This window comes from Pseudooceanicola sp. (assembly GCF_041987405.1).
Lineage (GTDB): Bacteria > Pseudomonadota > Alphaproteobacteria > Rhodobacterales > Rhodobacteraceae > Pseudooceanicola.
The window spans coordinates 376,303-399,893 of sequence record NZ_JBHIWR010000004.1; the positions used below are offsets into that span (position 1 = coordinate 376,303).

Here is a 23,591-nt window from a genome sequence, read left to right on the forward strand (position 1 = left end):
CCGAACCGGCGCGCCCGTCAGGCCAGCATCGCCATCGGGTTCTCCAGCCCGTCCACGATGGCCTGCAACAACTCCGCCCCAAGCGCGCCGTCGATCACTCGATGATCGACCGAGAGGGTGACCGACATCACCGTCGCCACTTCGACCTGGCCATCCGCGCCCACGACCGGCTTTTTCACGCCCGCGCCGACGGCCAGGATGGCCCCGTGCGGCGGGTTGATGACCGCGTCGAAATTGTCGATGCCGAACATACCCAGGTTGGAGACCGCAAAGGACCCGCCCTGATACTCATGCGGCGCCAGCTTGCGGTCGCGCGCACGCCCCGCCAGGTCCTTCATCTCGCCCGAGAGCGAGGAGAGCGATTTGCTGTCCGCATCCCGCAGCACCGGGGTGAACAGCCCGCCCTCGATCGCCACGGCCACCGCCACATCCGACGGCTTCAGCTTCAGCACCCGGTCGCCCGCCCAGACGGCATTGGCATCGGGCACCTGCTGCAGCGCAAGGGCGCAGGCCTTGATGATGAAGTCATTGACCGACAGCTTCACGCCCCGGCTCTCCAACTGCTTGTTCAGCTGCGCCCGGAAGGACATCAGCGCATCCAGCTTGATGTCGCGGCGCAGGTAGAAATGCGGGATGGTCTGCTTGGCCTCGGTCAGCCGCGCGGCGATGGTCTTGCGCATCCCGTCCAGCTTGACCTCTTCGTAGTCGCGATCCGCATACATCTTGAGCACCGCATCCGTGGACGGCCCCGCGGGCATCGCCGCCCCGGCCCCCGCGCCGGCGCCTCCTGCCGCAGCCGCAGCCGCCTTGGCCGGTGCCTCGGCGGCCTTGGCCCCTTCGACATCCGCCTTCACGATCCGCCCATGCGGGCCGGACCCCGTGATCCCGGTCAGATCCAGCCCCTTCTGCGCCGCGATCCGCCGCGCCAGAGGCGAGGCAAAGATCCGGTCGCCATCCGCGCCCTTGGGCGCCGCAGGCGCCGGTGTGGCATCTGCCCCCGCGCCTGCCCCGGCCCCCGCGCCGGGGCCTCCATCCGCCTTGGCCGCACCATCCGCCTTGGCCGTACCGTCCGCCTTGTCCTCACGCGGCCCCGGCTCTTCGGCCGGTGCACTGCCCGTGTCGCCGATATCATCCGCCGACTCGCCCTCTTCCAAAAGCACCGCAATGGGCGAGTTTACCTTCACCCCCTCGGTCCCCTCGGCCACAAGGATCTTGCCGACAACGCCTTCGTCCACGGCTTCGAACTCCATCGTCGCCTTGTCCGTCTCGATCTCGGCCAGCAGATCGCCGGAGGAGACGGTATCCCCCTCCTTGACCAGCCATTTCGCCAGCGTCCCCTCCTCCATGGTGGGGGACAGGGCGGGCATCAGGATTTCCGTTGGCATCGCGTCTCTCCCTCAGCGGTAGGTGACTTGCTTGACCGCCGCGATCACCTCGTCGGTGGTCACCAGCGCCAGCTTTTCAAGGTTCGCCGCGTAGGGCATCGGAACATCCTTGCCCATGCAGTTGATCACCGGGGCATCCAGATAATCGAAGGCGTTCATCATGATGTAGGCCGACAGATGATTGCCGATCGACGCCACCGGGAACCCCTCCTCCACCGTGACGCAGCGGTTGGTCTTCATGACGGAGGCGATCACCGTGTCGTAATCAATCGGGCGCAGGGTCCGCAGGTCGATGACCTCGGCGCTGATGCCCTCCTCGGCCAACTTGTCCGCCGCCTCCAGCGCATAGGTCATGCCGATGCCCCAGCTGACGATGGTCACATCCTCGCCCTCGCGCCAGATCCGGGCCTTGCCGAAGGGGATGGTAAAATCCTCCAGCACCGGCACATCGAACGATTTGCCGTAAAGGATCTCGTTTTCCAGGAAGATCACCGGGTTCGGATCGCGGATCGCCGATTTCAGCAGGCCCTTGGCATCGGCCGCCGAATAGGGCTGCACCACCTTGAGGCCCGGGATATGCGCATACCAGGCGCCGTAATCCTGGCTGTGCTGCGCCCCCACGCGCGCCGCCGCCCCGTTCGGACCGCGGAAGACCATGGGCGCGCCCATCTGACCGCCGGACATGTAGAGCGTTTTCGCGGCGGAGTTGATGATCTGGTCAATCGCCTGCATGGCGAAGTTGAAGGTCATGAACTCGACAATCGGGCGCAGCCCGCCAAAGGCCGCGCCAACCCCGATCCCGGCAAAGCCATGCTCGGTGATCGGCGTGTCGATCACGCGCTTGCCGCCGAATTCGTCCAGCAGCCCCTGGGTCACCTTGTAGGCGCCCTGATACTCCGCGACTTCCTCGCCCATGACAAAGACGTTCGGGTCCGCGCGCATCTCCTCGGCCATTGCATCCCGCAGCGCCTCGCGCACGGTCTGCTGACGCATCTCGGTGCCCTCGGGCCAGTCAGGTGACGCCTTTGACCTTACCTGTGCCGGACCCGATCCGGGACCTCCCGACGCCTTGGCTGACCCTGTCCCGGCCTCCGCGCCGGGACCTCCATCGTCCTTGGCCGCAGGCCCCGGCTCGGGGGCCGGGGCACCGCCGGTGTCGATGTCGTCGGCCGACTCGCCCTCTTCCAGCATCACCGCGATCGGCGTGTTCACCTTCACACCCTCGGTCCCGGCCTCTACCAGGATCTTCCCGATCACACCTTCATCGACCGCTTCGAATTCCATCGTCGCCTTGTCGGTCTCGATCTCTGCGATGATGTCACCGGAGGACACAGTATCCCCCTCCTTCACCAGCCATTTCGCCAGGGTGCCTTCCTCCATGGTCGGCGAGAGCGCGGGCATCAGTACTTCGGTCGGCATCTCAGGCTCCCCCTTCCGGTTTGATCATTCCGACGACATTGCCTTCGCCGTCCTCGACATAGGCACAGCGGCCCACGCCCGGATAATCCATCGGCGGCAGCGCTTCGGCCCCGCCATTCTTCATCGCCCAGTCATAGCGGCTGTCGCAGTCGTCGACCTCGAACACCATCGTGCCGCCCCGGATCGGCGATCCGGACTTCGGCGTGGCATCCTGCCGCCGCATCAGCGCCGCGGTCATGGTCGTGGCCTCGCCGATGCCGCTGACCAGAGTGTAATCGACCTCCTCGCCGCCGGGCATCGGCTCGAACGACCAGCCGAACAGCCCGCCGTAAAAGGCTTTCGCGCGCCCCACGTCCGTGACATGGATCTCGAAATGCGGCATGTCACGCGTCCTCCGCTTCGATGGCGTCGCCCTGCGGCAGCACCTCGGCATAGATATCGGTGTAGAGTTCGTCGACAGACGGCTCCGGGCTCTCCTTGGCGAACTCGGCGGATTTGTTCACGATATCCTTGATCTCCTTGTCGATCGCCTTGAGGTCATCCTCGCTCGCATGCTTGCCCTCCAGCAGCATCGCGCGGACCCGTTCGATCGCATCCTTTTCCTCGCGCATCTTCTGCACTTCCTCGCGGGTCCGGTACTTCGCCGGATCCGACATGGAGTGGCCGCGATAGCGATAGGTCTTCACCTCCAGGATATACGGCCCCTTGCCCGAACGGCAGTGCGCAACGGCTGTCTCGCCCGCCTCCTTGACGGCCAGAACGTCCATTCCGTCGACCATCTGGCCCGGAATGCCGAAGGCCTCCCCCCGGGTGTAGATATCCGCCGAGGAGGTCGAGCGCTGCTGCGCCGTGCCCATAGCGTACTGGTTGTTCTCGATCACGAAGATCACCGGCAGCTTCCACAACGCCGCCATGTTGAACGTCTCGTAGACCTGCCCCTGGTTCGCCGCCCCGTCGCCGAAATAGGCAAAGGTCACGCGGTCGTTCTCCAGATACTTGTCCGCAAAGGCCAGCCCGGCCCCGATCGGCACCTGCGCACCGACGATCCCGTGACCGCCGTAGAAATGCTTCTCCTTGGAGAACATGTGCATCGAGCCGCCCTTCCCCTTGGAATAGCCGCCCTCGCGCCCGGTCAGTTCCGCCATCACGCCATCCGGGTCCATCCCGCAGGCCAGCATATGCCCGTGATCCCGGTAGGAGGTCACGCGCTTGTCGCCCTCCTCCGCCGCGGCCTCCAGCCCAACGACCACCGCTTCCTGCCCGATATAGAGGTGACAGAAACCGCCGATCAGACCCATCCCATAGAGCTGGCCGGCCTTTTCCTCGAACCGTCGGATCAGCAACATGTCACGGTAATAGGCTTTCAGCGCATCGGCCGAGACATTGCTCTTTGCCGCGGCTGTGGATTTACGGGTCGCCATCGGGGACCTCCTCCCATGCGATAGTTTAACGTTGAACTATTCCATAAACCATTTCGCCGCCTCATGCGAGAGCGAAATTGACGCAAGGGGAGAGATCGGCTTTGCTACGCTTGGGAGGCGCCCATGACAGACGACAAGCCGCAGGACGACAAGATCGAGGTGGAGAACATCAACACCCCCGGGCGCACCACCCGCGTCAATGCCGCCAAATACGGCGCGATGAAAACCGCCATCCTCACCGGCATGACACCGGACACGCCGATGACGGTCAAGGACATCCGCGCCGCGCTGGACCCGCACCTCGACCCGACGCTCTTCCCCGGCGGGGCGACGGCGGGCTGGTGGCTCAAATGCGTGCAGCTGGATCTGGAGGCCAAGGGCGTGCTCAAACGCGGGCCCGGCAGCCCGCTGCGACTGACCCGGATCAGCGAATAACGATCTCGTCCGAGCGCATCACACCCATCACGTCGCGCGCCTGCTGGTCCAGCAGATCGAGGTCCAGAAAATCGTCCGACAACCGCTTCGTCAGGTTCTCCATCCGCGCCACTTCGGCCTCCAGTTCGACCAGCTGCCGCGCCAGCGCATCCCGATCCGCCGCGATCTCCGCACGGCGAAACAACCCCATCTCGCCCTGAACGGCGGAAAAGGTGAAATACAGCCCGACGCAGAAAACGCCCGCGAAATAGATCAACCCGGTGAACGCGGGTTTCCCCATATTGCTCATCATGCCCTCACTCCGCCTCTGACGGGCGGTGCAGGCATCATGGCACAGAGGAACCCGTATGTGAATCGCAAAGAGGTTAAAGCAGAGGTAAAGGAGAGCCCCGATGCCCCGGTCGCTGGTCCTGGTCTTGCGCGGTTACACGACCCGCGAATCGAAGAGGCCGTGTTGGTCCGGGTAGCCAACGCCCCCAACCCACGCGTAGGGTGGGTGCTCCGCACCCACCACCGCGACACACGCGCGACTCTCCCTGGGCTCCGCCCGTTCGCCGCTGAAACTCTCCACTGGAGAGTTTCCGAGACGCGGCTCGACCCCTGGGCTCCGCCCGTTCGGACCTCGATTGATCCCCCGGATCAATCGCCGCTGCGCGGACCGGTCCTCACCCCGAAACAGACGCCTGGTAGATCTCCTCGACCGTCGCCGCCAGAACCGCGTCGAACTCCGCGTCCGACTGTTGCGCCGACAGCCCCTCCGTCAAGGCGCGGGAGAAGGAGGCGATCATGCCGGTCTGTTGTGCCAGCCGTGCATTGGCCTCCTCCCGCGAATAGCCGCCCGAAAGCGCGACGACCTTGATCACCCGCGGATGATCGACCAGAGGTTTGTACTGGTTGGCCACCTCAGGCAGGGTCAGCTTCAGCATCACGTTCTGATCCGGGGCCAGCGCGTCCAGCTGCGCGGTAATCTCCGCCAGCAGCAGGTCCTCCGCTGCCGCCTTGTCGGCGATGGAGATCGTCACCTCCGGCTCGATGATCGGCACAAGGCCATGGCCCAGGATCTGCTTGCCCACCTCGAACTGTTGCGCCACCACGGACCGGATACCCGACGCCGACGCCGTATTAATGACCGAGCGCATCTTGGTCCCGAAGATGCCCTTGGACACCCCCTTCTCCAGCAGCGCGTCGAGGTCGGGCATCGGCTTCATCACCTGCACGCCGTCGGCCTCCTCCGCCAACCCCTTGTCGACCTTGAGGAAGGGCACCACCTGCCGCTTTTCCCACAGGTACTGCGCCGTCGGGATGCCGTCGATCTCGCCATCCATGGTGCGTTCGAACAGGATCGCGCCGACCACCTTTTCGCCGGAAAAGGCGGGGGATTTGATGATCCGTGCCCGCATCTCGTGGATCAGGCCGAACATCTCCTCATCGCTGGAATAGGCATCCTCCTCCACCCCGTAGAGCTTCAGCGCCTTGGGGGTCGAGCCGCCCGACTGGTCCAGCGCCGCGATGAATCCCTTGCCGGCCGAAATCTGGGCCGTCTGTGTCTCTTTCGTCATCTCAAATCCGTCCTTAACTGATCCCTCGGGCCTTGGCCCTTTTGCCCCGGTTTTAGGCCGCGCATCCCCTGCTTGGCTAGTCCGAAGCGCTGAATTGCACCGGCTCATCCGGCAAGTGCTGCAACCCCCGGCAGTTCCTTGCCCTCCATCCATTCCAGGAAGGCGCCCCCGGCGGTGGAGATATAGGTGAACCGCTCCGCCGCACCCGCACCGTTGAGCGCGGCCACCGTGTCGCCGCCCCCCGCGACCGAGGTCAGCGACCCTGCCGTCGTCAGCTCCGCCGCCTTGGCCGCCGCCGCATTGGTCGCCGCGTCGAAGGGCGGAATCTCGAAGGCGCCGAGCGGGCCGTTCCAGATCAGCGTCTTCGCCCCCTCCAGAATCGCCGCGATCCGCGCCACCGCCTGCGGCCCCGCATCCAGGATCATCGCATCCGCAGGGCAGGCATCGGCCGCCACGGTCTCGCTCTCCGCGCCCGCCTTGAACTCCCGCGCGACGACCACATCCTCGGGCAGCACAATCTCGCAACCCGCCGCCTCCGCCTTGCCCAGGATCTCCCGCGCGGTGTCGGCAAGGTCATGTTCACACAGGGATTTCCCCACATCCACACCCTGCGCGGCGAGGAAGGTATTGGCCATGCCGCCCCCGATCACCAGGTGATCCACCCTGGCCACCAGATTGCCCAGCAGGTCCAGCTTGGTCGAAACCTTCGCGCCCCCCACCACGGCCACCACCGGCCGCTGCGGCTGGCCAAGCGCCGCCTCCAGCGCCTCCAGCTCCGCCTGCATCAGGCGACCGGCGCAGGCGGGCAGATGATGCGCCACGCCCTCGGTCGAGGCATGGGCCCGATGCGCCGCGCTGAAGGCGTCGTTGCAATAGACATCGCCCAGCCCCGCCAGCCGCTTGGCAAACTCCGGATCGTTCTTTTCCTCGCCCGGGTGAAAGCGGATGTTTTCCAGCAGCATGACCTCGGCGGTGTCCTGCTCCTCCGTATGCCGCTCCGCCGCGTCCAGGGTTTCGACAAAGGCCACCGGATGCCCCAGCTTCTCCCGCAGCACCGGCAGCACCTGGCGCAGCGACATGTCCAGCACGACCTTGCCCTTGGGCCGCCCGAAATGCGCGATCAGGATCGGTGTGCCGCCCTTGGCCAGAATATCCTCCACCGTCGGCACGATCCGTTCGATCCGGGTGGCATCGGTGACGCGCCCGCCCTCGACCGGCACATTGATATCGACGCGCAGCAGGACCCTTTTGCCCCCAAGATCCATGTCATCAATGGTTTTCCAACCCATAGCCTGCTCCCACTCCGGCGCGATCCATATTGCAGCGCCTTGTTGCCCGTGCAGCAATTGGCGTCAACAGTGGTAGCGCTCCCGCGGGAGTGCGGGAAACAATGCGGGCGGGAGGCGGGGATTGGCGGCGTAAGACAGGCAGCGGCTCGGCCATTCGAAACGAACAACAGCGATGTAGGGCACAGAGGGCCGCGCACGACCCTGGGAGGGGGCAATACAACGGTGAAACGAAGCACTTTATGTCGCCGTCATCTAGCTTGGTCTCTTCAACGCATGACGTCACCAAGGCGGCCCTCCCGTTGGGAGGGTCGGGCGCGGCCCGGGACTGGCCGCCCCGCGCCAAGGGACAGGCCGCAAATCGCGCTCTCCGCAAAGCCCCCCAAATCACGCTCGGGACCGCCCGACCCTTCCATTTCCCCGCCACCCCGCATACACCATCCCCCAAACGCAAACCGGAGGCATCCATGGCCGAGATCAAAGACCCCGAAAACACCATCCTCGTCGAACTCAAGGGCGGCACCGTCACCATCGAGCTGCTGCCCGACGTGGCCCCGAAACACGCCGAGCGGATGAAGGAACTGGCCCGCGCCGGCGCCTATGACAATGTCGCCTTCCACCGCGTGATCGACGGCTTCATGGCCCAGACCGGCGATGTGCAGCACGCCAACATGGAGAAGGACTACAACCCCCGCATGGCCGGCACCGGCGGCTCCGACATGCCCGACCTGCCTGCTGAATTCTCCAAGCTGCCGCATGACCGGGGCACCCTGGGCGCGGCACGGTCGCAGAACCCGAACTCGGCCAACTCCCAGTTCTTCATCAACTTCTCCGACAACCACTTCCTCAACGGTCAGTACACCGTCTACGGGCGCGTGACCTCCGGCATGGAACATGTCGATGCGATCACCCGGGGCGAGCCGCCCGCGAACCCCGACCGCATGATCTCCGTCAAGGTGGCCGCCGATGCGTAAGGCCCTGACCCTGCTGGCGGTGCTCGCCGCCTCCCCCGCCCTGGCCACCGGCCTCGACATCAAGATCGGCGGCGAGGCCAGCGGCACCATCCACATCGACCTCTTCGAGGACGTGGCGCCGAAACACGTCGACCAGATCACCGCCATCGCCGAGGCGGGCGGTTATGACGGCGTCTATTTCCACCGCGTGATCGAGGGCTTCATGGCCCAGACCGGCGACGTGGAGTTCGGCCGCGTCGGCGGCGACATACGCCGCGCCGGCATGGGCGGCTCGCAACTGCCCGACCTGCCTGCCGAATTCTCCGACCGGCCCTTCGACCGGGGCGTCGTCGGCATGGCCCGCTCGCAGAACCCCGACAGCGCCAATTCGCAGTTCTTCATCATGTTCAAGGAAGGCCATTTCCTGAACGGCCAATACACGGTCGTCGGAGAGGTCACCTCCGGCATGGAGGTCGTCGACGCCATCAAGCGGGGCCAGGGCCAGAACGGCGCCGTGATCGGAGAGCCGGATCGCATGGTGACCGTGACCGTGACGGAGTGATCGGCCGCCCCGGACATGATCCGGGGCCTCCCTCAGCCAGAAAGGTTGGATCGGCGCTCTGCACCTATCTACCTCCGATTGATGCATTGATGGGTGAACACCACCCATCCTACACCACCCTGCCCCGGACCCGCTCCGGGGCCGCTCCCCCCGCGCAACCGATCACCCGACCACACGCGAACACGCCGCCGAACAAAAAGATGGGTGGACACCACCCATCCTGCCCCGGACTTGCGCCGGGGCCTCGCCCCCCCACCCCGCACAACCCCGATCCAGCGCCTCGCCCGCCAATAACGTAGGATGGGTGCTCCGCACCCATCTCCCCCCTCGACCCGAACGCCGCTCTGTGGCAGGGCGCAACGGAGAGGCCCGCCACCGACGCCCCCGTTTCACACTGGTTGAGGACACGCCATGCACCTCCACATCGACGTCAAGCTGCACTACCGCTTTCCGGTCCCGAACACCGTCTTCCTGACGCTCGAGGCCGCCCGGACCGAGGGGCAGACCGTCCATTCCCAATCGCTCCTGACCGGCAATGCCACCCAGTACCGCATCAGTGGGGACGCGGGCGTGGGCGAACGCTTCTGGGCCGTGGTGCCGGGCTGCGAGATGGTGGTCGACTACGCCGCCACGGTCGAGATCACCCGCACCGCGCGCCTGTTGCCCACGATCCCCGCCACCCCGGTCCACCTTCTCCCGGCCGAGGCCGCGCCCTACCTCCGCCCCTCCCGCTATTGCCAGTCGGACAAGTTCGTGGCCTTCGTCGGCAAGCGCTTCGGTCACCTGCAGGGCGGGGCCAAGGTCGCCGCGATCCGCGACTGGATCGAAGCCAGCCTGACCTACATGCCCGGCGCCTCCGACAGCGACACCCATGTGCTGGAGACCTTCGCCAGCCGTCAGGGGGTCTGCCGCGACTATGCCCATCTGCTCTGCGCCATGGTCCGCGCCGCCCAGATCCCCGCCCGCGCCGTCGCCTGCTACGGCCCCGACGTGACACCCGCGGATTTCCACGCCGTGGCGCAGGTCTGGCTCGACGGGGCCTGGCACCTCGTCGACGCCACCGGCATGGGCACGCCCGAGGACCTCGCCGTGATCGCCGTCGGCCGCGACGCCTATGACATCGCCTTCATGGAAAGCCAGGCCCCGGCCGAGCTGCTGTGGCAGGAAGTCCGGGTTACGCGGGGCTGAGGGAGGTCCGGGACAAATGGGGCGGCTTCAGGAACCGCCCGTTTCGTTGATTGGTACGGTGCTGCGACGGGAACCGGTCCGAGCAGCCCGATGGCAGGCAACCGGACGCCGAAGACGTCCTCGGAACCTGGTTTTGATGGAGGTCGGTTGAGCGGACTTTGCGGACGTTCGCTGCGATTGCGCGAATGGCGCCTTTGACGATTTCTCTTTTTTAAAAACGCTCGTATTTGTCCCACATTTAACGGCATTAAAAGCAGCGTATCGCAAGGATTTCGCAATTAGCAGACACGTTCAAGTGTTTGCCCTGGTAGTTCGTGCAACCTTTGTTTGAACTTTTGTGATATTCGTTGACCTTTATCGAGCGCAGCGTACGGTAACGGCCGGGGCACTTTTTATAACCCGGCCGATAGTGCCCGTGATTTGAACCGGTCGGAAACAGTGAGGAAAAAAATGTCTATTTCTAAGTACTCGACCGCGATGGCCGCGGTCATTTTGTGCGGTATCAGCGTCGGTGCAGCCCATGCGACCTCTGTAACGGTTTTGGACGGTTCGGAAGGCTGGGCCAATGGCGACGGGAATAGTGAAATCTCGTCCGACGCACCGCGTGATGGCAATGGTTCTTTGAAGGTGAGTGGCGACCGTACGCGGACTTTTGGTCTTGGCAACCCTTTCGATGCGAACAGCAATCTCGGCCTATTGTCGGATGTCACCAGTTTCGGCTTCGACTGGCGTTTGGATTCAGCAAGTGTATCAAACTTGGCATCAGATTACACGCCGGCGCTTCGCCTGCACATCTTCGACGGGAGCCAACGGTCGGAATTGATCTGGGAGGGCGCGTACAATGGCACCTACGGCAATACAACCTCTGATACGTGGTACACCGCTTCGCTTACCGGGACGGATGCGGATGTCATGTGGCGTTGGGAAACGGGGCCCGGCATAACCTACGACACCAACGGCGCCATCGTGACGGAAACGATTTCTGACTGGGCGTCGGGCGCACGGTATTCAGCGGGAGCATATGTCGCCGCTATTAGCGTCGGAGCCGGCAGTAGCGTTGGAGACGATTATTTTGCTTTCGTAGACAACGTCTCGATCGGTTTTGGCGGTGCGGATGCCGTGACTTATAACTTCGAGACGGACGCCGGGGCCGTGATCCCCGTTCCCGCAAGCTTGCCGCTCCTTGCAGGCGCGTTGGGTCTGTCCGCCTTCGTAACTCGCCGCCGCAAGAAAGCCGCCTGAACAGGCTCATTGGAATTAAATACACAGGGCTGCCGCCGATGCGCAGCTGCCCTGTGTACTGGAATGGCTTACCCTGCCTCTCCGGAAAACTCGGAGCGGTTCTCCATATGAAAAAATTCGAAAATTCATACGTTTCTGACACCGGCGAAAACGGTTGTTTTTTTAACGCGTGGCACAGCCGTAAGGAAATGATACGCTACAAACCCTTGGCGAAACCATCTTTGATTTTGGCGCGTTTTTGGTCGCGCTCCGAAGAGCAGACGTTCGAACGACGCGCAGCATCCGGCACTCTAGCCTCAAACCGGTCATCGCACTTCGAACCCGCTGCGCCTCTCAAATCCCCCAATAACTGCAGAAGGCGGCCCCAAGGACCGCCCTTCTCAACCCCGTAGGGCGGGGTTCGACCCCGCCGAACCCGCTCACGCCTTCGTCGCAGGTCCGCCAAACAGGTGATCCATCGACATCGAGGGCTGGTCGCACCCGGCCTCGCCGACGATCTTGGCAGGCACCCCGGCGACGGTCTTGCAGGGCGGCACCTCCTCCAGCACCACCGACCCGGCGGCGATGCGCGAGCAGTGGCCGATGCGGATATTGCCCAGCACCTTCGCCCCCGCGCCGATCAGCACGCCATCGTCGATCTTTGGGTGGCGGTCTTCCTCTTCCTTGCCGGTCCCGCCGAGCGTCACCGAATGCAGCATGGAGACATTGTTGCCCACCACGGCCGTTTCCCCGATCACGATGGAATGGGCGTGGTCGATCATGATCCCCTGCCCGATCCGGGCGGCGGGGTGGATGTCGACGCCGAACATCTCCGACGCGCGCATCTGGAAGAAATAGGCCAGATCGCGCCGCCCCTCGGTATAGAGCCAATGCGAGATGCGATAGGCCTGCACCGCCTGGAACCCCTTGAAATAGAGCAGCGGCTGCAGGAACCGGTGGCAGGCCGGGTCGCGTTCATAGGTCGCCACGATATCGGCGCGGGCGGCCTGCGCCAGGCTCGGATCGGCGGCATAGGCCTCGTCGCAGATTTCGCGCAGCAATTGCTCCGACATCTCGGAATTCGACAGCTTCATCGCCACGCGGTAGGCCAGCGCATTCTCGATCGAGGGGTGGTGCAACAGGGCGGAATGGATCTGTCCGCCCAGGAGCGGCTCGTCCCGGATCGCCTGTTCGGCTTCGGTGGTCATCCGTTCCCAGACAGGGTCGACCTGGGTCACTCGGGGTTGGCTTCTGGCCATGGCGGATCCTTTCCCTTTGCCGCTACCCTACCAGATAGCGGTTGTGAGCCCAAACGCAATGACGTGATGGTCGGGATCGCGGTTGGGAATGGGTTGGGGGGCGGGATTGAATTCAGTCGGCTGTCAGAGACGAGGGCTGCGCCGACCCGAGGGGGGGCGCATTTGCGCCGCCCGTCACGCCAAAGGCGTGCCATCTTGAATCGGCGCACCTTTGGTGCGACGGGGCGGGTCGGCGCAGCCCGGCGTGCCGCCGGGCGGACATTGGATCAGCCTGATGCGGAACCCCGGACGCCACCGGGTCAAGCCCGGGGATGACAAGCTCCAAGTCGTAGACCGGGGTTCAGCCCTGCCATCGCTTCGGCAATACCGATCTCCGACATAGCAACGCTCCTTGACAGGGGCAGCGCCGCCCCGTCACGCCAAAGGCGTGCCATCGTAACTCTGCGCACCTTTGGTGCGACGGGGCGGGTCGGCGCTGCCCGGCGTGCCGCCGGGCGGGACATTGGATCAATGTCCCAAGACCTGCTCGATATCACAACCCCACCACAGCCCAACTCCCCGGCCCGACCACCGCCGAGACCTGCGCCACCTCCACCCGCTTGCCTGCGGCCCCGCCATCCGCCGCCTGATCCGCCGCCGGATAGACCCACTCCGGCCCCTCCAGCAGCACCTCGCGGCGCACGGCACTGCCCTCCATGACACGCAACAGATAGCGCTCCGCCTCCTCGCCCAGGGGGACGTCCAGCCCGTCCCAGCTATCCCCCGAAATCCGCGAGCGCCGGATCCAGCTGACCCCCAGATCACCCCCCAAATCCGTCACCCGCAGATGCACCGGCGACAGCGGCCGCAGCCCGATACCATCGAACGCATGCACCTCATGCCGATAGCTGCCGTCGGAATAATCGCGCCTCGCCGGCCCGATCCGGTAATGCCGCGACACCCCGCGCTGCGCCAGGCTCAGACCCAGCTGGCGCGGCGTGCCGTCCATCAGCACCACCAAAGACCCCACAGGCCAGGTCGAGGGCATCGCCACATCCGTCCCCAACTGCCCGCGCAGACGGTGGCTCAGCAGCCAGACCCCATCCCCGGCCGGGACCGCGTCGAGGAACTGGAACAGCTCCCATCCCCCCGGCGTGCCGTCGCCGATGGCCATGAGGTTCCGCCCGGCCAGCAGCGCCTCCTCCGACACCGACGACAGGGCCCCACCCGTCAGCCGCACCGCCAGCGCCGGGCCGTGGTCGATCCGGCCCATGGGCGCGGCCTCCAGCGGGGCCTCGGTCACGCCGATGACGGCGCGGCGGTCCACCACCTGATCCAGCGCATAATCCGCATCCTGATCGCCCGAATAGACCCCGACCGTGCCGGGCCAGGGCTGGGCGGTCACCGCGATATGCGGCGCATGGGGCACCTCTGCCCCGCTCATCAGCGGCAGGTCCAGGAACAGCGGAAAGACCGGCACCGGCGGCACGAAGCTCTCCAGCCGCGCCGCCTGATCCGCCATGTCGACCGGGCGATAGCTCTCCGCCTCGATCCGCACGGCTTCCACCAACTGGCCCGCCCCGCGCTCCATCCGGTCGATCCGGTAGAGGCCCGGCGCCGCGCCGACCCGCACCACATCCCCCGCCCCAAGCGCCATCAGCGACGGCGGCAGGGTAAAGCGCAGCGTGTCCCGCGCCACCTGCGCCTCCGACAGCCAGCGTTCGACCACCTGCCGCCCCTCGCCGCGCAAGAGCGCAAGCGGCATCTCCTGCGCCGCCACGACATCGCTGTCCTCCTGCGGCAGCACGGCCTCCTCGGCGATTGTCTCGAAATTCCCCTCCGCCTCGACAAAGCGCAGGCGTACCCGGCCTGCCATCTCCGCCGCACTGGCGCGGGTCTCCTCCAGCGTGCCCTCGGTCTCGGCGGAGACACACAGCACCTCCGCCCCGATCTCCGCATCCACCGCCCCGTCGCGCATGATGAACTGCAGCACCCCCTCGCGATCCACCGCATCGAAGCCGAAGCGCAGCATCAGCGGCTGCAGGGCGGCGCGCGCGGTCTCTCCGGTCTCCTGATAGCCCCAGACCAGCCCGTGCAGGCCGGAGACGTCGAACTCCGCCAGCCCCGCGCGCAGACAGATCTCCGCCACCACGCCTGACAGCGACCGCGCCGCCGCCCGCCCGGTGATCCAATGCCCCCGCTCGTAATTCGCCCCGTCCGACCATTGCCCGCCCTCCAGCGGGAACCAGGGGAAGGGCCGCGCGTCCCAGGCCCAGACATGGGCGCGGGACATATCCACCATCGGCCCGTCATAGACCGCCGAGACGGGGTTCTTCGCCGGATCCCCCCAGTAGGAGAGCATGGCCCGCAGATATTGCATCGCGATTAGATCGTCGCGCCGCCCGGTCGAATGATAGGGTAAGGCGGATTCCGAGGATTTCGGGTCCAGAAACTTGTTCGGCTGGTTCGTCCCCTTGTCCACCGCCGCGCAGCCCAGCTCGGTAAACCAGATCGGTTTCGACTGCGGCTCCCATGCTGTGGGCGTCAGCGAGCGCACCCCGCCGACCCTCTCGTAATGACCGTTCTGCCACCAGTTGCGGATATCCTTGACCCGCCAGACCCAGCGCTCCGCCTCGCCATCGGTGATCGGGGTGCGGATCTGCGCCGCCCGCGCCTCCGCCGAGGGGTAGTACCAGTCATACCCCTCGCCGCCCTCGATATTCCCTTTCAGATAGTCGAGGTCATAGATCGAACCGGCATCGGCATCCGCGTGATCCTCCCCCTCCCGCCAGTCCGACAGCGGCATGTAATTGTCGATCCCGATGAAGTCGATATTCGCATCGGCCCAGAGCGGATCGAGGTGGAAATAGCGATCGCCATTGCCGGGCTGATACCCGGAATATTCCGACCAATCCGCCGCATAGCCGATCTTCGCCCCGGGCAGCAGCGCCCGCACCTCCGCCGCCAGCGCCCGCAGCGCGGCGACCGCCGGAAAGCCCTGTTCGTCGCGGATCTGTGTCAGCCCGCGCATCTCCGACCCGATGCAGAAGGCATCCACGCCCCCCGCCGCGGCACAAAGCGCCGCCTGATGCAGGATAAAGCGGCGAAACGACCATTCCGCCGGGCCGCTGTAGCTGACCACCCCGTCCCCCAGGGCGAAATCCGTGGCAGAGGCGGTGCCGAAAAACGCCGCCACCTCTGCCCCCGCCGCCGCCGTGCCATCCGGGCCGCCCGTCACGCCCGGCGCGAGGGAGGTCGTGATCCGCCCGCGCCAGGGCAGTGCCGCCTGCCCGCCGGTGCCTGTGTAGGGATCGGGCAGCGTATTCCCCTCAAGCTGCGTCATCAGCATGAAGGGATAATAGGTCACCGCCTGCCCCCGCGCCGCCATCTCGCGCAGCGCCTCCACCACCGAGGCATCGCAGGGTGTGCCGCCATAGATCACCGCGCCCTCCGCCTCCGGCACCTGCATCGCCTCCGCCCGGGTGAGGCCCGCGACGGTCCAGGGCATCTCCGCCCCGTCGCGGTCGGGAAATTCCACCATGGGCCGGACCTGACAGCTGCCGCAGCGCAGGTCGTCACCAAACCAGCTGACGATCAGCGAGACATTTCGACATCCCGGCAGCGCGGCCTCCATCTGGTCCAGCGAGGTCGGAAAATCCGCCTTGCCGGAGGGGCTGTTCACATTCGCCGCCTCGACCCGTCCCGCGCCGAAATCGAAGGTTACCGGCGTGGTCGCCAGCGCATATTCGCCCGATCCGGGCAGCATCGCCACGCCCCGGATCGCCCGCGCCGGATCATCCGGCCCGATGTCTTCGGGCGCGGGGCGCAGCACTTCGAAGGCGAACTGCGGCACGCGGTTGCCATAGGGTCCAAGCGCCAGATCCTCGATCACCACATAGGCCGTGCCGCGATAGGCGGGGACGGCGCCCGCGCCCTCCACCGCCTCCATCTTCGGATCGGGCAGCTGGTCCCCGGCCCCGGTATAGACGCGGATATTCAGCTCCGACGGCGCGATCTCCACCCCGTCGGCCCAGATGCGGCCGATGCCGGAGATCTCCCCCTCGCAGAGCGCCACGGCCAGGCTGACCCGATAGGAATACTCCCGCCGCTCCGGCTGGCGCGGCGCGCCCTTGCCGCCGCCGCTGACGGTGACGACCTCCTCGAACTGGGTGGCCCAGATCACCTGCCCCGCGACGCGCATCCGCCCGTGCAGCCGCGCCACCGGATCGCCCTCGCCCGCGCCCATGATGCGCAGCCGGTCGACGCGGCCCGTCTCCACCGGCTCCGCCCCCTGGCCCATGAGGCGCTGGTCGATCGCCCGGCCCACGACCGCGCCGACAAACCGCCCCGCCACCACCGACGAGAGGCCCAGGACCGTCCCGCCGAGCGAGCCGCCAATCGCCGCCCCCGCCGCTGAAAGTAATACCGTCGCCATCTCAGTCCTCCTGCCCCTCGGGGCCTGTCATCTGCGGAAAGGCAAAGCGCGCCACCACCCGCCGCGCCCAGGGGGCGGAGAGCGGGGATTCCACGACCCCATGCCCGGAATAGGCGTGGATGAATGTCGGATGAGGGGCCAGGTTTCCCTGTATCCCCAGATGCTTGGCCACCGACCTGTCGCGCATGCGGAAGAGGATCACATCGCCTGGCGCGGCCTGTGCCAGCGGTTTTCCTACCAGATGCCGCAGGGCCGCGCGCCACAGCAGCTCCTCCCCCTCCGGTTCCGACCAGTCGCGGGAATAGGGTGGGATCGCCTCCGGCTCCGCGCCGCAGGTCTCGCGCCAGACACCCCGGATCAGGCCCAGGCAATCCGTCCCCGCCCCCCGGACCGAGGCCTGGTGCAGATAGGGCGTGCCGATCCAGCCGCGCGCGGCCTGAAGAACCCGGGTCATCGGCGGCTCCCCCCCGTGGTCTGGCCCGTGGCGGCGGGCTGGGCGACCAGCCAGTCCTCGCCCGGGATGTCGGGAAACCCCTGGAAGTTCAGCAGGTTGTTGAACTTGTAACGGCAGGTCTCCAGCCGCTTGTCGCAGCCTGCGGTGATCCGCACCCGGTCCCCCGGGACCAGCGTCGCGCGCAGCGCCTGCCAGAGGTCCAGCTGCCGGTGGTCCCCCGCCCCCTCATCCCGCTTGATCGGGGCCGACAGGCCCGCCGCCGCGCCATCCAGAACCAGCAGTCTGCCACGCGCGAACCAGCCCGGCTCATACCCCGGCAAGGCGGGCAAGATCACCCGCGCCTCCGCCACTGCCAGAACCTCCGCCTCCGCCGCATAGCCCGGCAGCGACAGGTCCAGCCCGCAGGCCCGGTCCCCCAGCACCGCGCCGCAGGGCTTCTGATAGACCCGCCCCATGGGCCGGTTCAGCACCTCCGCCAGCCCGCGCAATTCGGCGGTGAAGGCCCCGCCCGCGCGCCGTATCTCACCGATCGTTCCGCGAAACAGCAACTGGCGCTGCTCCACCTGCCCCCAGTTGACGATCCAGCAGCGCACCTCCGCCCCGTCGAACCGGCCCGCGTCGATGTCCGCCTCTCGCAGGGCCGCGTCGCTGAGCGCGCCGATCGCCTCGGAATTGTCCACCGCCAGGCCGACGCCCTGTTGCAGCGCCAGGGCCGACAGCCCGGTGTCGGCGCGGAAGGTGATCCCCTCAAACGCCAGATCCCGGTCATGATCGGTAAAGCCCAGCATCACGCCATCGCCTCGCGTGATCGCCCAGGCATGGGCCAGCTGCGTCGCGCCGCTGGCCAGATGTTCGGAAAGCCCCTGGTGAAACGCCATCAGACCCGCAGCTCCACCACCGGAACCGAGGGCATGTCGCCCGCCTGGAAGGACGCGACCGACGTGGCGATGTGATCGGTGTCGAACCGCACCGGCACGTCGAACTCGAACCCCGCCGTCACCTCGGCCTCAGGCACCGGGGCCTCATCCAGAACGACCGATCCGGTATGCGCGTCGACGGAGTAGCCCTGCCCCTCCTGCAACTCCGCCCCGTTGACCCCGATCCGCACCGTGCCCGCCACGGGCTTGGTGATCACCCGCTCGTGCTGCTGCGCGCCGGAGCGGTAGAGCTTGATCAGCTGGAAGGTTTTTCGCACGCCATCGCCCCGCCCGATCAGCTGATCGGTGAAGGCGACCTCGGCGCTTGGCCGGGCAGAGCTGTAATCGCTCCAATCCTTCCAGCGGAACCCGTAAAGCTGCCCCTGCCGCGCCTCGAAGAAGGCCAGCAGCGCGGCGATGTCATCCAGCGAGCGCATCGACACCCCAGCATCATAGCGCCGCCGCGACTGCGACCAAGGGGCGTTGCGTTCCTCGAACCCGTTGGCGAGGGTGACGATCTCCGTCCGCCGCTCGGGCCCCCCGGTCGAGCCGAAGGAGAGCGCGGCGGGGAAGCGTATTTCGTGGAAAGACATGGGTTTGCTCCTTTGGTTGGGAGAACTCAGGCGCGGCGCGAACAATGGACAAGCGCGTCAGGCACCAATGGTTGCATTGAGGACTGAGGGCTGCGCAGATCCGAGGGGTGGCGCGTATGCGCCGCCCCGTGGGGGCGGATCGGCGCAGCCCGGCGGGTCCGCCGGGCGGGACACTTATTCGATGGACCGCCTGAGTTCCTGTTTGCGTACACGGGAACCGGTCCCCTCACCTGTTCCTCTGCCCCCGGCTCAACGCCCGCCCCATCTGAGCGGCGATCTGACTCTGTGACCGACGAAAACTCTCCGCGTCGCGGGTCTGGATGTTCATCACCACCGTCACCGGCCGCCCCCCTTCGGAGCGCACACCCAGCTTGCCATCCGCCCCGCGCGCCAGTGGCATGATCGCCTCCGGCCCCGCCTCGCCCATCAGGCCCGTACCGCCGCGCATCGGGAACATCGTCGCCCCGCGCACCACACCGCCATCGGCAAAGGGCATCACCCGCCCCTGGGCAAAGGCGCCGCCCTGGGCAAAGGGCATCAGCCCCTGAAAGAGCCCCCCGACCCCCTGCGCCAGCAACCCGCCGAAATGCGAGGTCACCGGCTTCACGGCGGCGGAATAGGCGCTGTTGACGACGGATTTGCCGACGATGCCCAGCACATCGGAAAACTTCGCCCCGTCCAGCACCGCCGCATCCAGCGCCCGGCGCAACCCGCGCGACAACCCCCGTTCCAGCGACTGCACATCCTTGCCCGTCTCGGCCAGCGCCCCGCGCATCCGGCGCAACTCGCTGTCGAACCCGGCCACCATGCCGGTCGCGCCGCCAAGGGTGACCTCCAGCGCCTCCACCTGGGTCTTCAGATCGCCCAGCCCGTCGATGTCCTCAATCATTGCCGCCTCCCGATATGTCCGGCCATTTGGCCATCAGATCCTCCAACCCCGCGCGCCGCAGCGGCGCCGCGCCGCCCTCGCCCAGCATCAGCCGCAGCTCGGCCGGCGTCAGGGCCCAGAACTCCGCCGGGGTCAGGCGCAGCCCGGTGATCCCGGCGCGCATCAGGGCGGGCCAGTTGAAACTCATGCCCCCTCCTCCGGCAGGGCGAAGGCCCGGGCCAGCAGCGCTGCCGCCGCCCGCGAGGCCGCCAGGGGCCCGCCCCCGATCTCGGCCCGGCGCAACTCCTCCGCGCCCCCCTGCCAGCCGCCGCCGCGCAGCCCCGCCAGGATCAGCGCCAGCAGGTCCCGCGTGGAAAAGGCAGAGGTTTCAAACCGTTCCACCAGTTCCACCAGCGATCCGGCCTCCAGCGCCGCCTCCAGTTCGGCCAGCGCGCCCAGGGTCAGCCGCATCACCTGCGCCTGCCCGTCGATCACCAGCGTGACCTCACCTGCATAGGGGTTCGCCATCAGATCGCCGTGAAGCTCAGCGCCCCGGCGGAGGCCAGCGACAGCTCATAGGTGGCCTCGCCATCATGCGCCCCGGCATATTCAACCGAGGTCACCTGGAACGGCCCCACGATCACGCCGAAATCGGGGATGATGACCTGAAAATCCGGCGTCTCCCCGTCAAAGAAGATCTGTCGCGCGCGTTCATCCGATCCCGCATCGCGGAACACCCCCGCGCCGGAGATCGCGGCGGAGCGGACCCCCGCGCCGCCCAGCAACTCCCGCCAGCCCCCCTGGCTTTCCAGAGAGGTGACATCCACCGCCTCGGCGTTGAAACTGACGCGGGTGGCGCGCAGGCCCGCCAGCGTCTGGAACTGCCCGTCATCGGACATGTCCACCTTGATCAGCAGGTCCTTGCCATTCTGGGCTGCCATGGTCGTCTCCTTCAAAAGGTTAATCTCAAGAGGTCAATCGTCGTCGAGAAGCGCGCGGAAGGTCAGGTCGATGCGGCGCTGCTGCCCCGCCTCGTCCCGTTTCGCCTGCGCACGCAGAAAGCGCAGCGCCACGACCCGTCCCCGCTCCAGCGGGGCGAGCGGCTGTGCCAGCACATCCGATACCGCCCCCGCCACATCCTTGGCCTGCTGGAAGCCTGCGGCATCCGTCACAACGGAGACCACGAAATCATGCCGCGCGCCCCGGGCGGTCTTGTCCGACCGGTCCCGCGCCCGTTCCGGGCCGAGCGAGACATAGAGCGCGGGGATCGCCCCCACGGGCGGCGCGTCGAAGATATGCGCCCCGACCAGCGCGGTCAGCGCGGCATCCCCGGACAGCGCGCCATAGACGGCCTTCTGCAGGGCGGCGGAGAGCGCATAGGTCATGTCGCCACCTCTTCGGTTGCGAAACAGGTGAGGAAACGGCCCTGCGGGTCCTTTTCCGCCACGGCCTCGATCCGGAAGACCCGGGATCCCTCGCGAAATCTCTGCCCGGCTTCGGGGCGTGAGGGCACGCCGACCGGTGCCCCGCGCACCACGATGCGCCAGTTGACCCGGCCCGTCGGCACGGCGCCGAACTCGGCCCCGCGCCCGGTGCGTGCGGTCACCTCTGCCCAGACCTCGCCCAGGGGGACCCAGGTCTCGGCATAGCCGCCCGCCGCATCGGCCAGGCGCTGCGACTCCTCCAGCACAAGCAGCCGGTCCAGACGCGCGCTCATAGCTCCGCCCCCCTGAATAGGCGCATCGGGCGATAGCGTTGCAGCAGCGAGGTCACGCCAAAGGGCATGCAGCCCGCGCCGAGGCCCGTCGCCTCGCGGTTTTCATAGAAATGCGCCGCCAGCAGCATCACCGCCTGCGCCAGATCCGGCGGCAGGTCGTCCCAGGACGGGCCGAACCCGCCGGAGAACCGCACCCGGATCGACCCGCCGGAGGGCGGCATCGGCAGGCCCGCGCTGCGGCCGTAGATCATCGGGAAATGCGTGTCGCGGTGCAGCCGGTAGCGCAGCGGATCGACGGTGGTGGCCACCTCATCGGCGTCCAGCAGGGCCAGCTCCAGGATCTCTGTCACCGGGCCGACCGGCAGCTCCTCTCCGGCACGGTTGTGCCACTCTGGAATGCGCCAGGTAAAGTCGCGGGAAAGCAGCACCTTGCCGGTCCGCCCCTCCACCGCCGAAAGGGCCGCGCGCAGAAAGCTTTCCAGCACTGCGTCCTGAACCGTATCTCCGGTGAACCCCCGTCCAAGCCGCAGATGCGCCTTGAAATCCTCGACCGGCAGGACGGCCGCCAAAACCTCGGTATCTTCGATCAACATCCCCGAACCCTTTTCTCTTTGCCGGTGTGGCGCGTGCCCGCCCACGCTGATGCGGACGGAGGGAGCAGCTGGTCAGCGCATCGCGACCACGCGCCCGCCGGGGACCCGCAGGCCCCCGCCGATCACGACCCTCAGGAGGCCGCGAATTTCAGCAGCTTGATCGCCGCAAAATCGGTGACGTCCCCGCCGACGCGTTTGGTCGCGTAGAACAGAACGTGCGGTTTGGCGCTGAACGGATCGCGCAACACGCGCAGGTCCGGGCGTTCGGCCACGGTGTAGCCCGCGCGGAAATCGCCAAAGGCAATCGCCATGGCATCGGCGGCGATGTCGGGCATGTCTTCGGCCATCAGGACCGGATAGCCCATCAGCCGCGCCGGTTCCCCGGCGGCCAGGCCATCGGTCCACAGGAAGCGCCCCTCGTTGTCCTTCAGCTTGCGCACGGCGCCGGCTGTCTTGGAATTCATAACGAACGTTCCGTTCGCCCGGTAGCGCGCGCCCAGGGCATAGACCAGATCGACAATCGCATCCGCCGGATCGGTCGCGGCAAAGTCGCCGCCGACCCCGGTCGCGACATAGCCCAGGTTGCCCCAGCTCCAGCTGTCATTGGCCACGGCGGTATGATCCAGAATGCCCGTCGGCTTGTCGCTGCCATCGCCGGTGATGAAGGCCGAGGCCTCGGACCGGGCGAATTTGTCGGCGATGCGGCCCGCCAGCCAGCCCTCGATGTCGAAGGCGCTGTCGTCCAGCAGCCGCTGCGAGGCCTTGGGCAGCGCGGCCAACTCGAAGAGCGGGATGGAGATTCTATCCATGGTTGAGGTGTCGGTCTCCGACAGGGAGCCGGTTTCCGTCACCCAGCCCGAGCCGACCTCGGTCGTGTCGACCAGCACGTCGTAGGAGGTCGCCTCGACCTCCACCACATTGGCCACCTGGCGCAGCGAGGCGGCGGAGTTCAGCACGCCCTGGATCGCCTGCGAGGTCTGCGGATCGACGAGATAGCCCCCATCTGCGGCGACGGCGCTGCTCATCGCCTTGCCTTCGAGGTGCAGCCCACGCAGCCCCTCGTCCTCGCCGGAGCGGAGATAGGCGTTGAAGGCCTTCTGATGCGGCGCGGCGGCATCTGCCTCGCGCGCCAGGGCCGGGCGGGCGCCCGCCAGTGTTTTGCGGTCAAGCATGGTCATACGGCTTTCCTGTTGTTTCATGCGGTCTGTCATCTGGTCGCGGAAGCTTTTGAATTCCGCCACGAATCCCGCGACTGCGGTCTTGATCTCGGTCGCCGGAGCGGGTGGCTCGGACAAAGCCTCTCCGGGCCGAGAAGTGATCTCGGGTCTTTCCATCATCATGTCCCCG

The 23,591-nt window shown here is 66.7% G+C and carries 25 protein-coding genes; 5 read left to right on the forward strand and 20 right to left on the reverse strand.

Going from position 1 to position 23,591, the window contains the following annotated elements; genetic code table 11:
• Positions 1-17: 17 nt before the first annotated feature.
• From ACFC2Y_RS12865 to pdhA, 4 genes are read right to left on the reverse strand one after another with little or no spacing between them, the layout of a single operon-like run.
• The gene (locus ACFC2Y_RS12865; RefSeq protein WP_375172675.1) at positions 18-1,385 is read right to left on the reverse strand and encodes a pyruvate dehydrogenase complex dihydrolipoamide acetyltransferase; all 1,368 of its coding nucleotides are present in this window, start codon (positions 1,383-1,385) and stop codon (positions 18-20) included.
• A 12-nt stretch (positions 1,386-1,397) separates the two neighbouring features.
• Complete coding sequence (locus tag ACFC2Y_RS12870; RefSeq protein WP_375172674.1) at positions 1,398-2,804, reverse strand: pyruvate dehydrogenase complex E1 component subunit beta; 1,407 nt, start codon at positions 2,802-2,804, stop codon at positions 1,398-1,400.
• A 1-nt stretch (position 2,805) separates the two neighbouring features.
• Positions 2,806-3,186 (reverse strand): VOC family protein, encoded by a 381-nt coding sequence (locus ACFC2Y_RS12875; protein WP_375172673.1) that lies wholly within the window; start codon positions 3,184-3,186, stop codon positions 2,806-2,808.
• A gap of 1 nt (position 3,187) precedes the next feature.
• Positions 3,188-4,225 (reverse strand): pyruvate dehydrogenase (acetyl-transferring) E1 component subunit alpha, encoded by a 1,038-nt coding sequence (gene pdhA, locus ACFC2Y_RS12880; RefSeq protein WP_375172672.1) that lies wholly within the window; start codon positions 4,223-4,225, stop codon positions 3,188-3,190.
• 123 nt (positions 4,226-4,348) lie between these two features.
• On the opposite strand from pdhA, the gene ACFC2Y_RS12885 reads away from it, so the two are divergent.
• On the forward strand, positions 4,349-4,660 hold the full coding sequence (locus tag ACFC2Y_RS12885) for a hypothetical protein (protein ID WP_375172671.1): 312 nt from the start codon (positions 4,349-4,351) through the stop codon (positions 4,658-4,660).
• Here the strand turns inward: ACFC2Y_RS12885 and ACFC2Y_RS12890 are convergent.
• From ACFC2Y_RS12890 to ACFC2Y_RS12900, 3 genes are all read right to left on the reverse strand, one after another.
• Positions 4,650-4,949: a septum formation initiator family protein gene (locus ACFC2Y_RS12890; protein ID WP_375173715.1), complete on the reverse strand. Its 300-nt coding sequence runs from the start codon at positions 4,947-4,949 to the stop codon at positions 4,650-4,652. The genes ACFC2Y_RS12885 and ACFC2Y_RS12890 overlap by 11 nt on opposite strands.
• Before the next feature lie 376 nt (positions 4,950-5,325).
• Complete coding sequence (locus tag ACFC2Y_RS12895) at positions 5,326-6,219, reverse strand: fructose bisphosphate aldolase (RefSeq protein WP_375172670.1); 894 nt, start codon at positions 6,217-6,219, stop codon at positions 5,326-5,328.
• Positions 6,220-6,323: 104 nt separating this feature from the next.
• On the reverse strand, positions 6,324-7,508 hold the full coding sequence (locus tag ACFC2Y_RS12900; RefSeq protein WP_375172669.1) for a phosphoglycerate kinase: 1,185 nt from the start codon (positions 7,506-7,508) through the stop codon (positions 6,324-6,326).
• 464 nt (positions 7,509-7,972) lie between these two features.
• Here ACFC2Y_RS12900 and ACFC2Y_RS12905 point away from each other — a divergent pair, with 464 nt between their 5' ends.
• The 4 genes from ACFC2Y_RS12905 to ACFC2Y_RS12920 all read left to right on the forward strand — a co-directional run bounded on the left by ACFC2Y_RS12905 (position 7,973) and on the right by ACFC2Y_RS12920 (position 11,450).
• Entirely contained in the window at positions 7,973-8,479 is a 507-nt protein-coding gene (locus tag ACFC2Y_RS12905; protein ID WP_375172668.1) for a peptidylprolyl isomerase, read from the forward strand.
• Positions 8,472-9,020 (forward strand): peptidylprolyl isomerase, encoded by a 549-nt coding sequence (locus tag ACFC2Y_RS12910; RefSeq protein ID WP_375172667.1) that lies wholly within the window; start codon positions 8,472-8,474, stop codon positions 9,018-9,020. The genes ACFC2Y_RS12905 and ACFC2Y_RS12910 overlap by 8 nt, the downstream gene beginning before the upstream one ends.
• A 411-nt stretch (positions 9,021-9,431) precedes the next feature.
• A complete protein-coding gene (locus tag ACFC2Y_RS12915) occupies positions 9,432-10,208 on the forward strand; it encodes a transglutaminase family protein (protein WP_375172666.1) in 777 nt (258 codons plus the stop codon).
• A 450-nt stretch (positions 10,209-10,658) separates the two neighbouring features.
• Complete coding sequence (locus ACFC2Y_RS12920; RefSeq protein WP_375172665.1) at positions 10,659-11,450, forward strand: PEP-CTERM sorting domain-containing protein; 792 nt, start codon at positions 10,659-10,661, stop codon at positions 11,448-11,450.
• Positions 11,451-11,869: 419 nt separating this feature from the next.
• Here ACFC2Y_RS12920 and cysE read toward each other — a convergent pair whose 3' ends face one another.
• The 13 genes from cysE to ACFC2Y_RS12985 form a co-directional block, all read right to left on the reverse strand.
• Complete coding sequence (gene cysE, locus ACFC2Y_RS12925) at positions 11,870-12,688, reverse strand: serine O-acetyltransferase (protein WP_375172664.1); 819 nt, start codon at positions 12,686-12,688, stop codon at positions 11,870-11,872.
• Between the two features lie 532 nt (positions 12,689-13,220).
• Complete coding sequence (locus ACFC2Y_RS12930) at positions 13,221-17,102, reverse strand: glycoside hydrolase/phage tail family protein (RefSeq protein WP_375172663.1); 3,882 nt, start codon at positions 17,100-17,102, stop codon at positions 13,221-13,223.
• A 1-nt stretch (position 17,103) separates the two neighbouring features.
• Positions 17,104-17,556 carry an NlpC/P60 family protein gene (locus ACFC2Y_RS12935; RefSeq protein ID WP_375172662.1) on the reverse strand — a complete coding sequence of 151 codons (453 nt, stop codon included), beginning with the start codon at positions 17,554-17,556 and terminating at the stop codon, positions 17,104-17,106.
• The gene (locus ACFC2Y_RS12940) at positions 17,553-18,434 is read right to left on the reverse strand and encodes a DUF2163 domain-containing protein (protein ID WP_375172661.1); all 882 of its coding nucleotides are present in this window, start codon (positions 18,432-18,434) and stop codon (positions 17,553-17,555) included. Before ACFC2Y_RS12940 ends, ACFC2Y_RS12935 begins: the two co-directional genes overlap by 4 nt.
• Complete coding sequence (locus ACFC2Y_RS12945; RefSeq protein ID WP_375172660.1) at positions 18,434-19,066, reverse strand: TIGR02217 family protein; 633 nt, start codon at positions 19,064-19,066, stop codon at positions 18,434-18,436. Before ACFC2Y_RS12945 ends, ACFC2Y_RS12940 begins: the two co-directional genes overlap by 1 nt.
• A 226-nt stretch (positions 19,067-19,292) precedes the next feature.
• The gene (locus ACFC2Y_RS12950; protein WP_375172659.1) at positions 19,293-19,955 is read right to left on the reverse strand and encodes a phage tail tape measure protein; all 663 of its coding nucleotides are present in this window, start codon (positions 19,953-19,955) and stop codon (positions 19,293-19,295) included.
• Positions 19,948-20,142 carry a rcc01693 family protein gene (locus ACFC2Y_RS12955; RefSeq protein ID WP_375172658.1) on the reverse strand — a complete coding sequence of 65 codons (195 nt, stop codon included), beginning with the start codon at positions 20,140-20,142 and terminating at the stop codon, positions 19,948-19,950. Before ACFC2Y_RS12955 ends, ACFC2Y_RS12950 begins: the two co-directional genes overlap by 8 nt.
• On the reverse strand, positions 20,139-20,462 hold the full coding sequence (locus tag ACFC2Y_RS12960) for a GTA-gp10 family protein (protein WP_375172657.1): 324 nt from the start codon (positions 20,460-20,462) through the stop codon (positions 20,139-20,141). Before ACFC2Y_RS12960 ends, ACFC2Y_RS12955 begins: the two co-directional genes overlap by 4 nt.
• Positions 20,462-20,875 carry a phage major tail protein, TP901-1 family gene (locus ACFC2Y_RS12965; protein ID WP_375172656.1) on the reverse strand — a complete coding sequence of 138 codons (414 nt, stop codon included), beginning with the start codon at positions 20,873-20,875 and terminating at the stop codon, positions 20,462-20,464. The genes ACFC2Y_RS12960 and ACFC2Y_RS12965 overlap by 1 nt, the downstream gene beginning before the upstream one ends.
• Positions 20,876-20,908: 33 nt before the next feature.
• Positions 20,909-21,319, reverse strand: a complete 411-nt coding sequence (locus tag ACFC2Y_RS12970; protein ID WP_375172655.1) for a DUF3168 domain-containing protein — start codon at positions 21,317-21,319, stop codon at positions 20,909-20,911.
• Positions 21,316-21,651 carry a head-tail adaptor protein gene (locus ACFC2Y_RS12975; protein WP_375172654.1) on the reverse strand — a complete coding sequence of 112 codons (336 nt, stop codon included), beginning with the start codon at positions 21,649-21,651 and terminating at the stop codon, positions 21,316-21,318. The genes ACFC2Y_RS12970 and ACFC2Y_RS12975 overlap by 4 nt, the downstream gene beginning before the upstream one ends.
• Positions 21,648-22,244, reverse strand: a complete 597-nt coding sequence (locus tag ACFC2Y_RS12980; RefSeq protein ID WP_375172653.1) for a head-tail connector protein — start codon at positions 22,242-22,244, stop codon at positions 21,648-21,650. The genes ACFC2Y_RS12975 and ACFC2Y_RS12980 overlap by 4 nt, the downstream gene beginning before the upstream one ends.
• A 131-nt stretch (positions 22,245-22,375) precedes the next feature.
• A complete protein-coding gene (locus ACFC2Y_RS12985) occupies positions 22,376-23,578 on the reverse strand; it encodes a phage major capsid protein (protein ID WP_375172652.1) in 1,203 nt (400 codons plus the stop codon).
• Positions 23,579-23,591 lie beyond the last annotated feature (13 nt).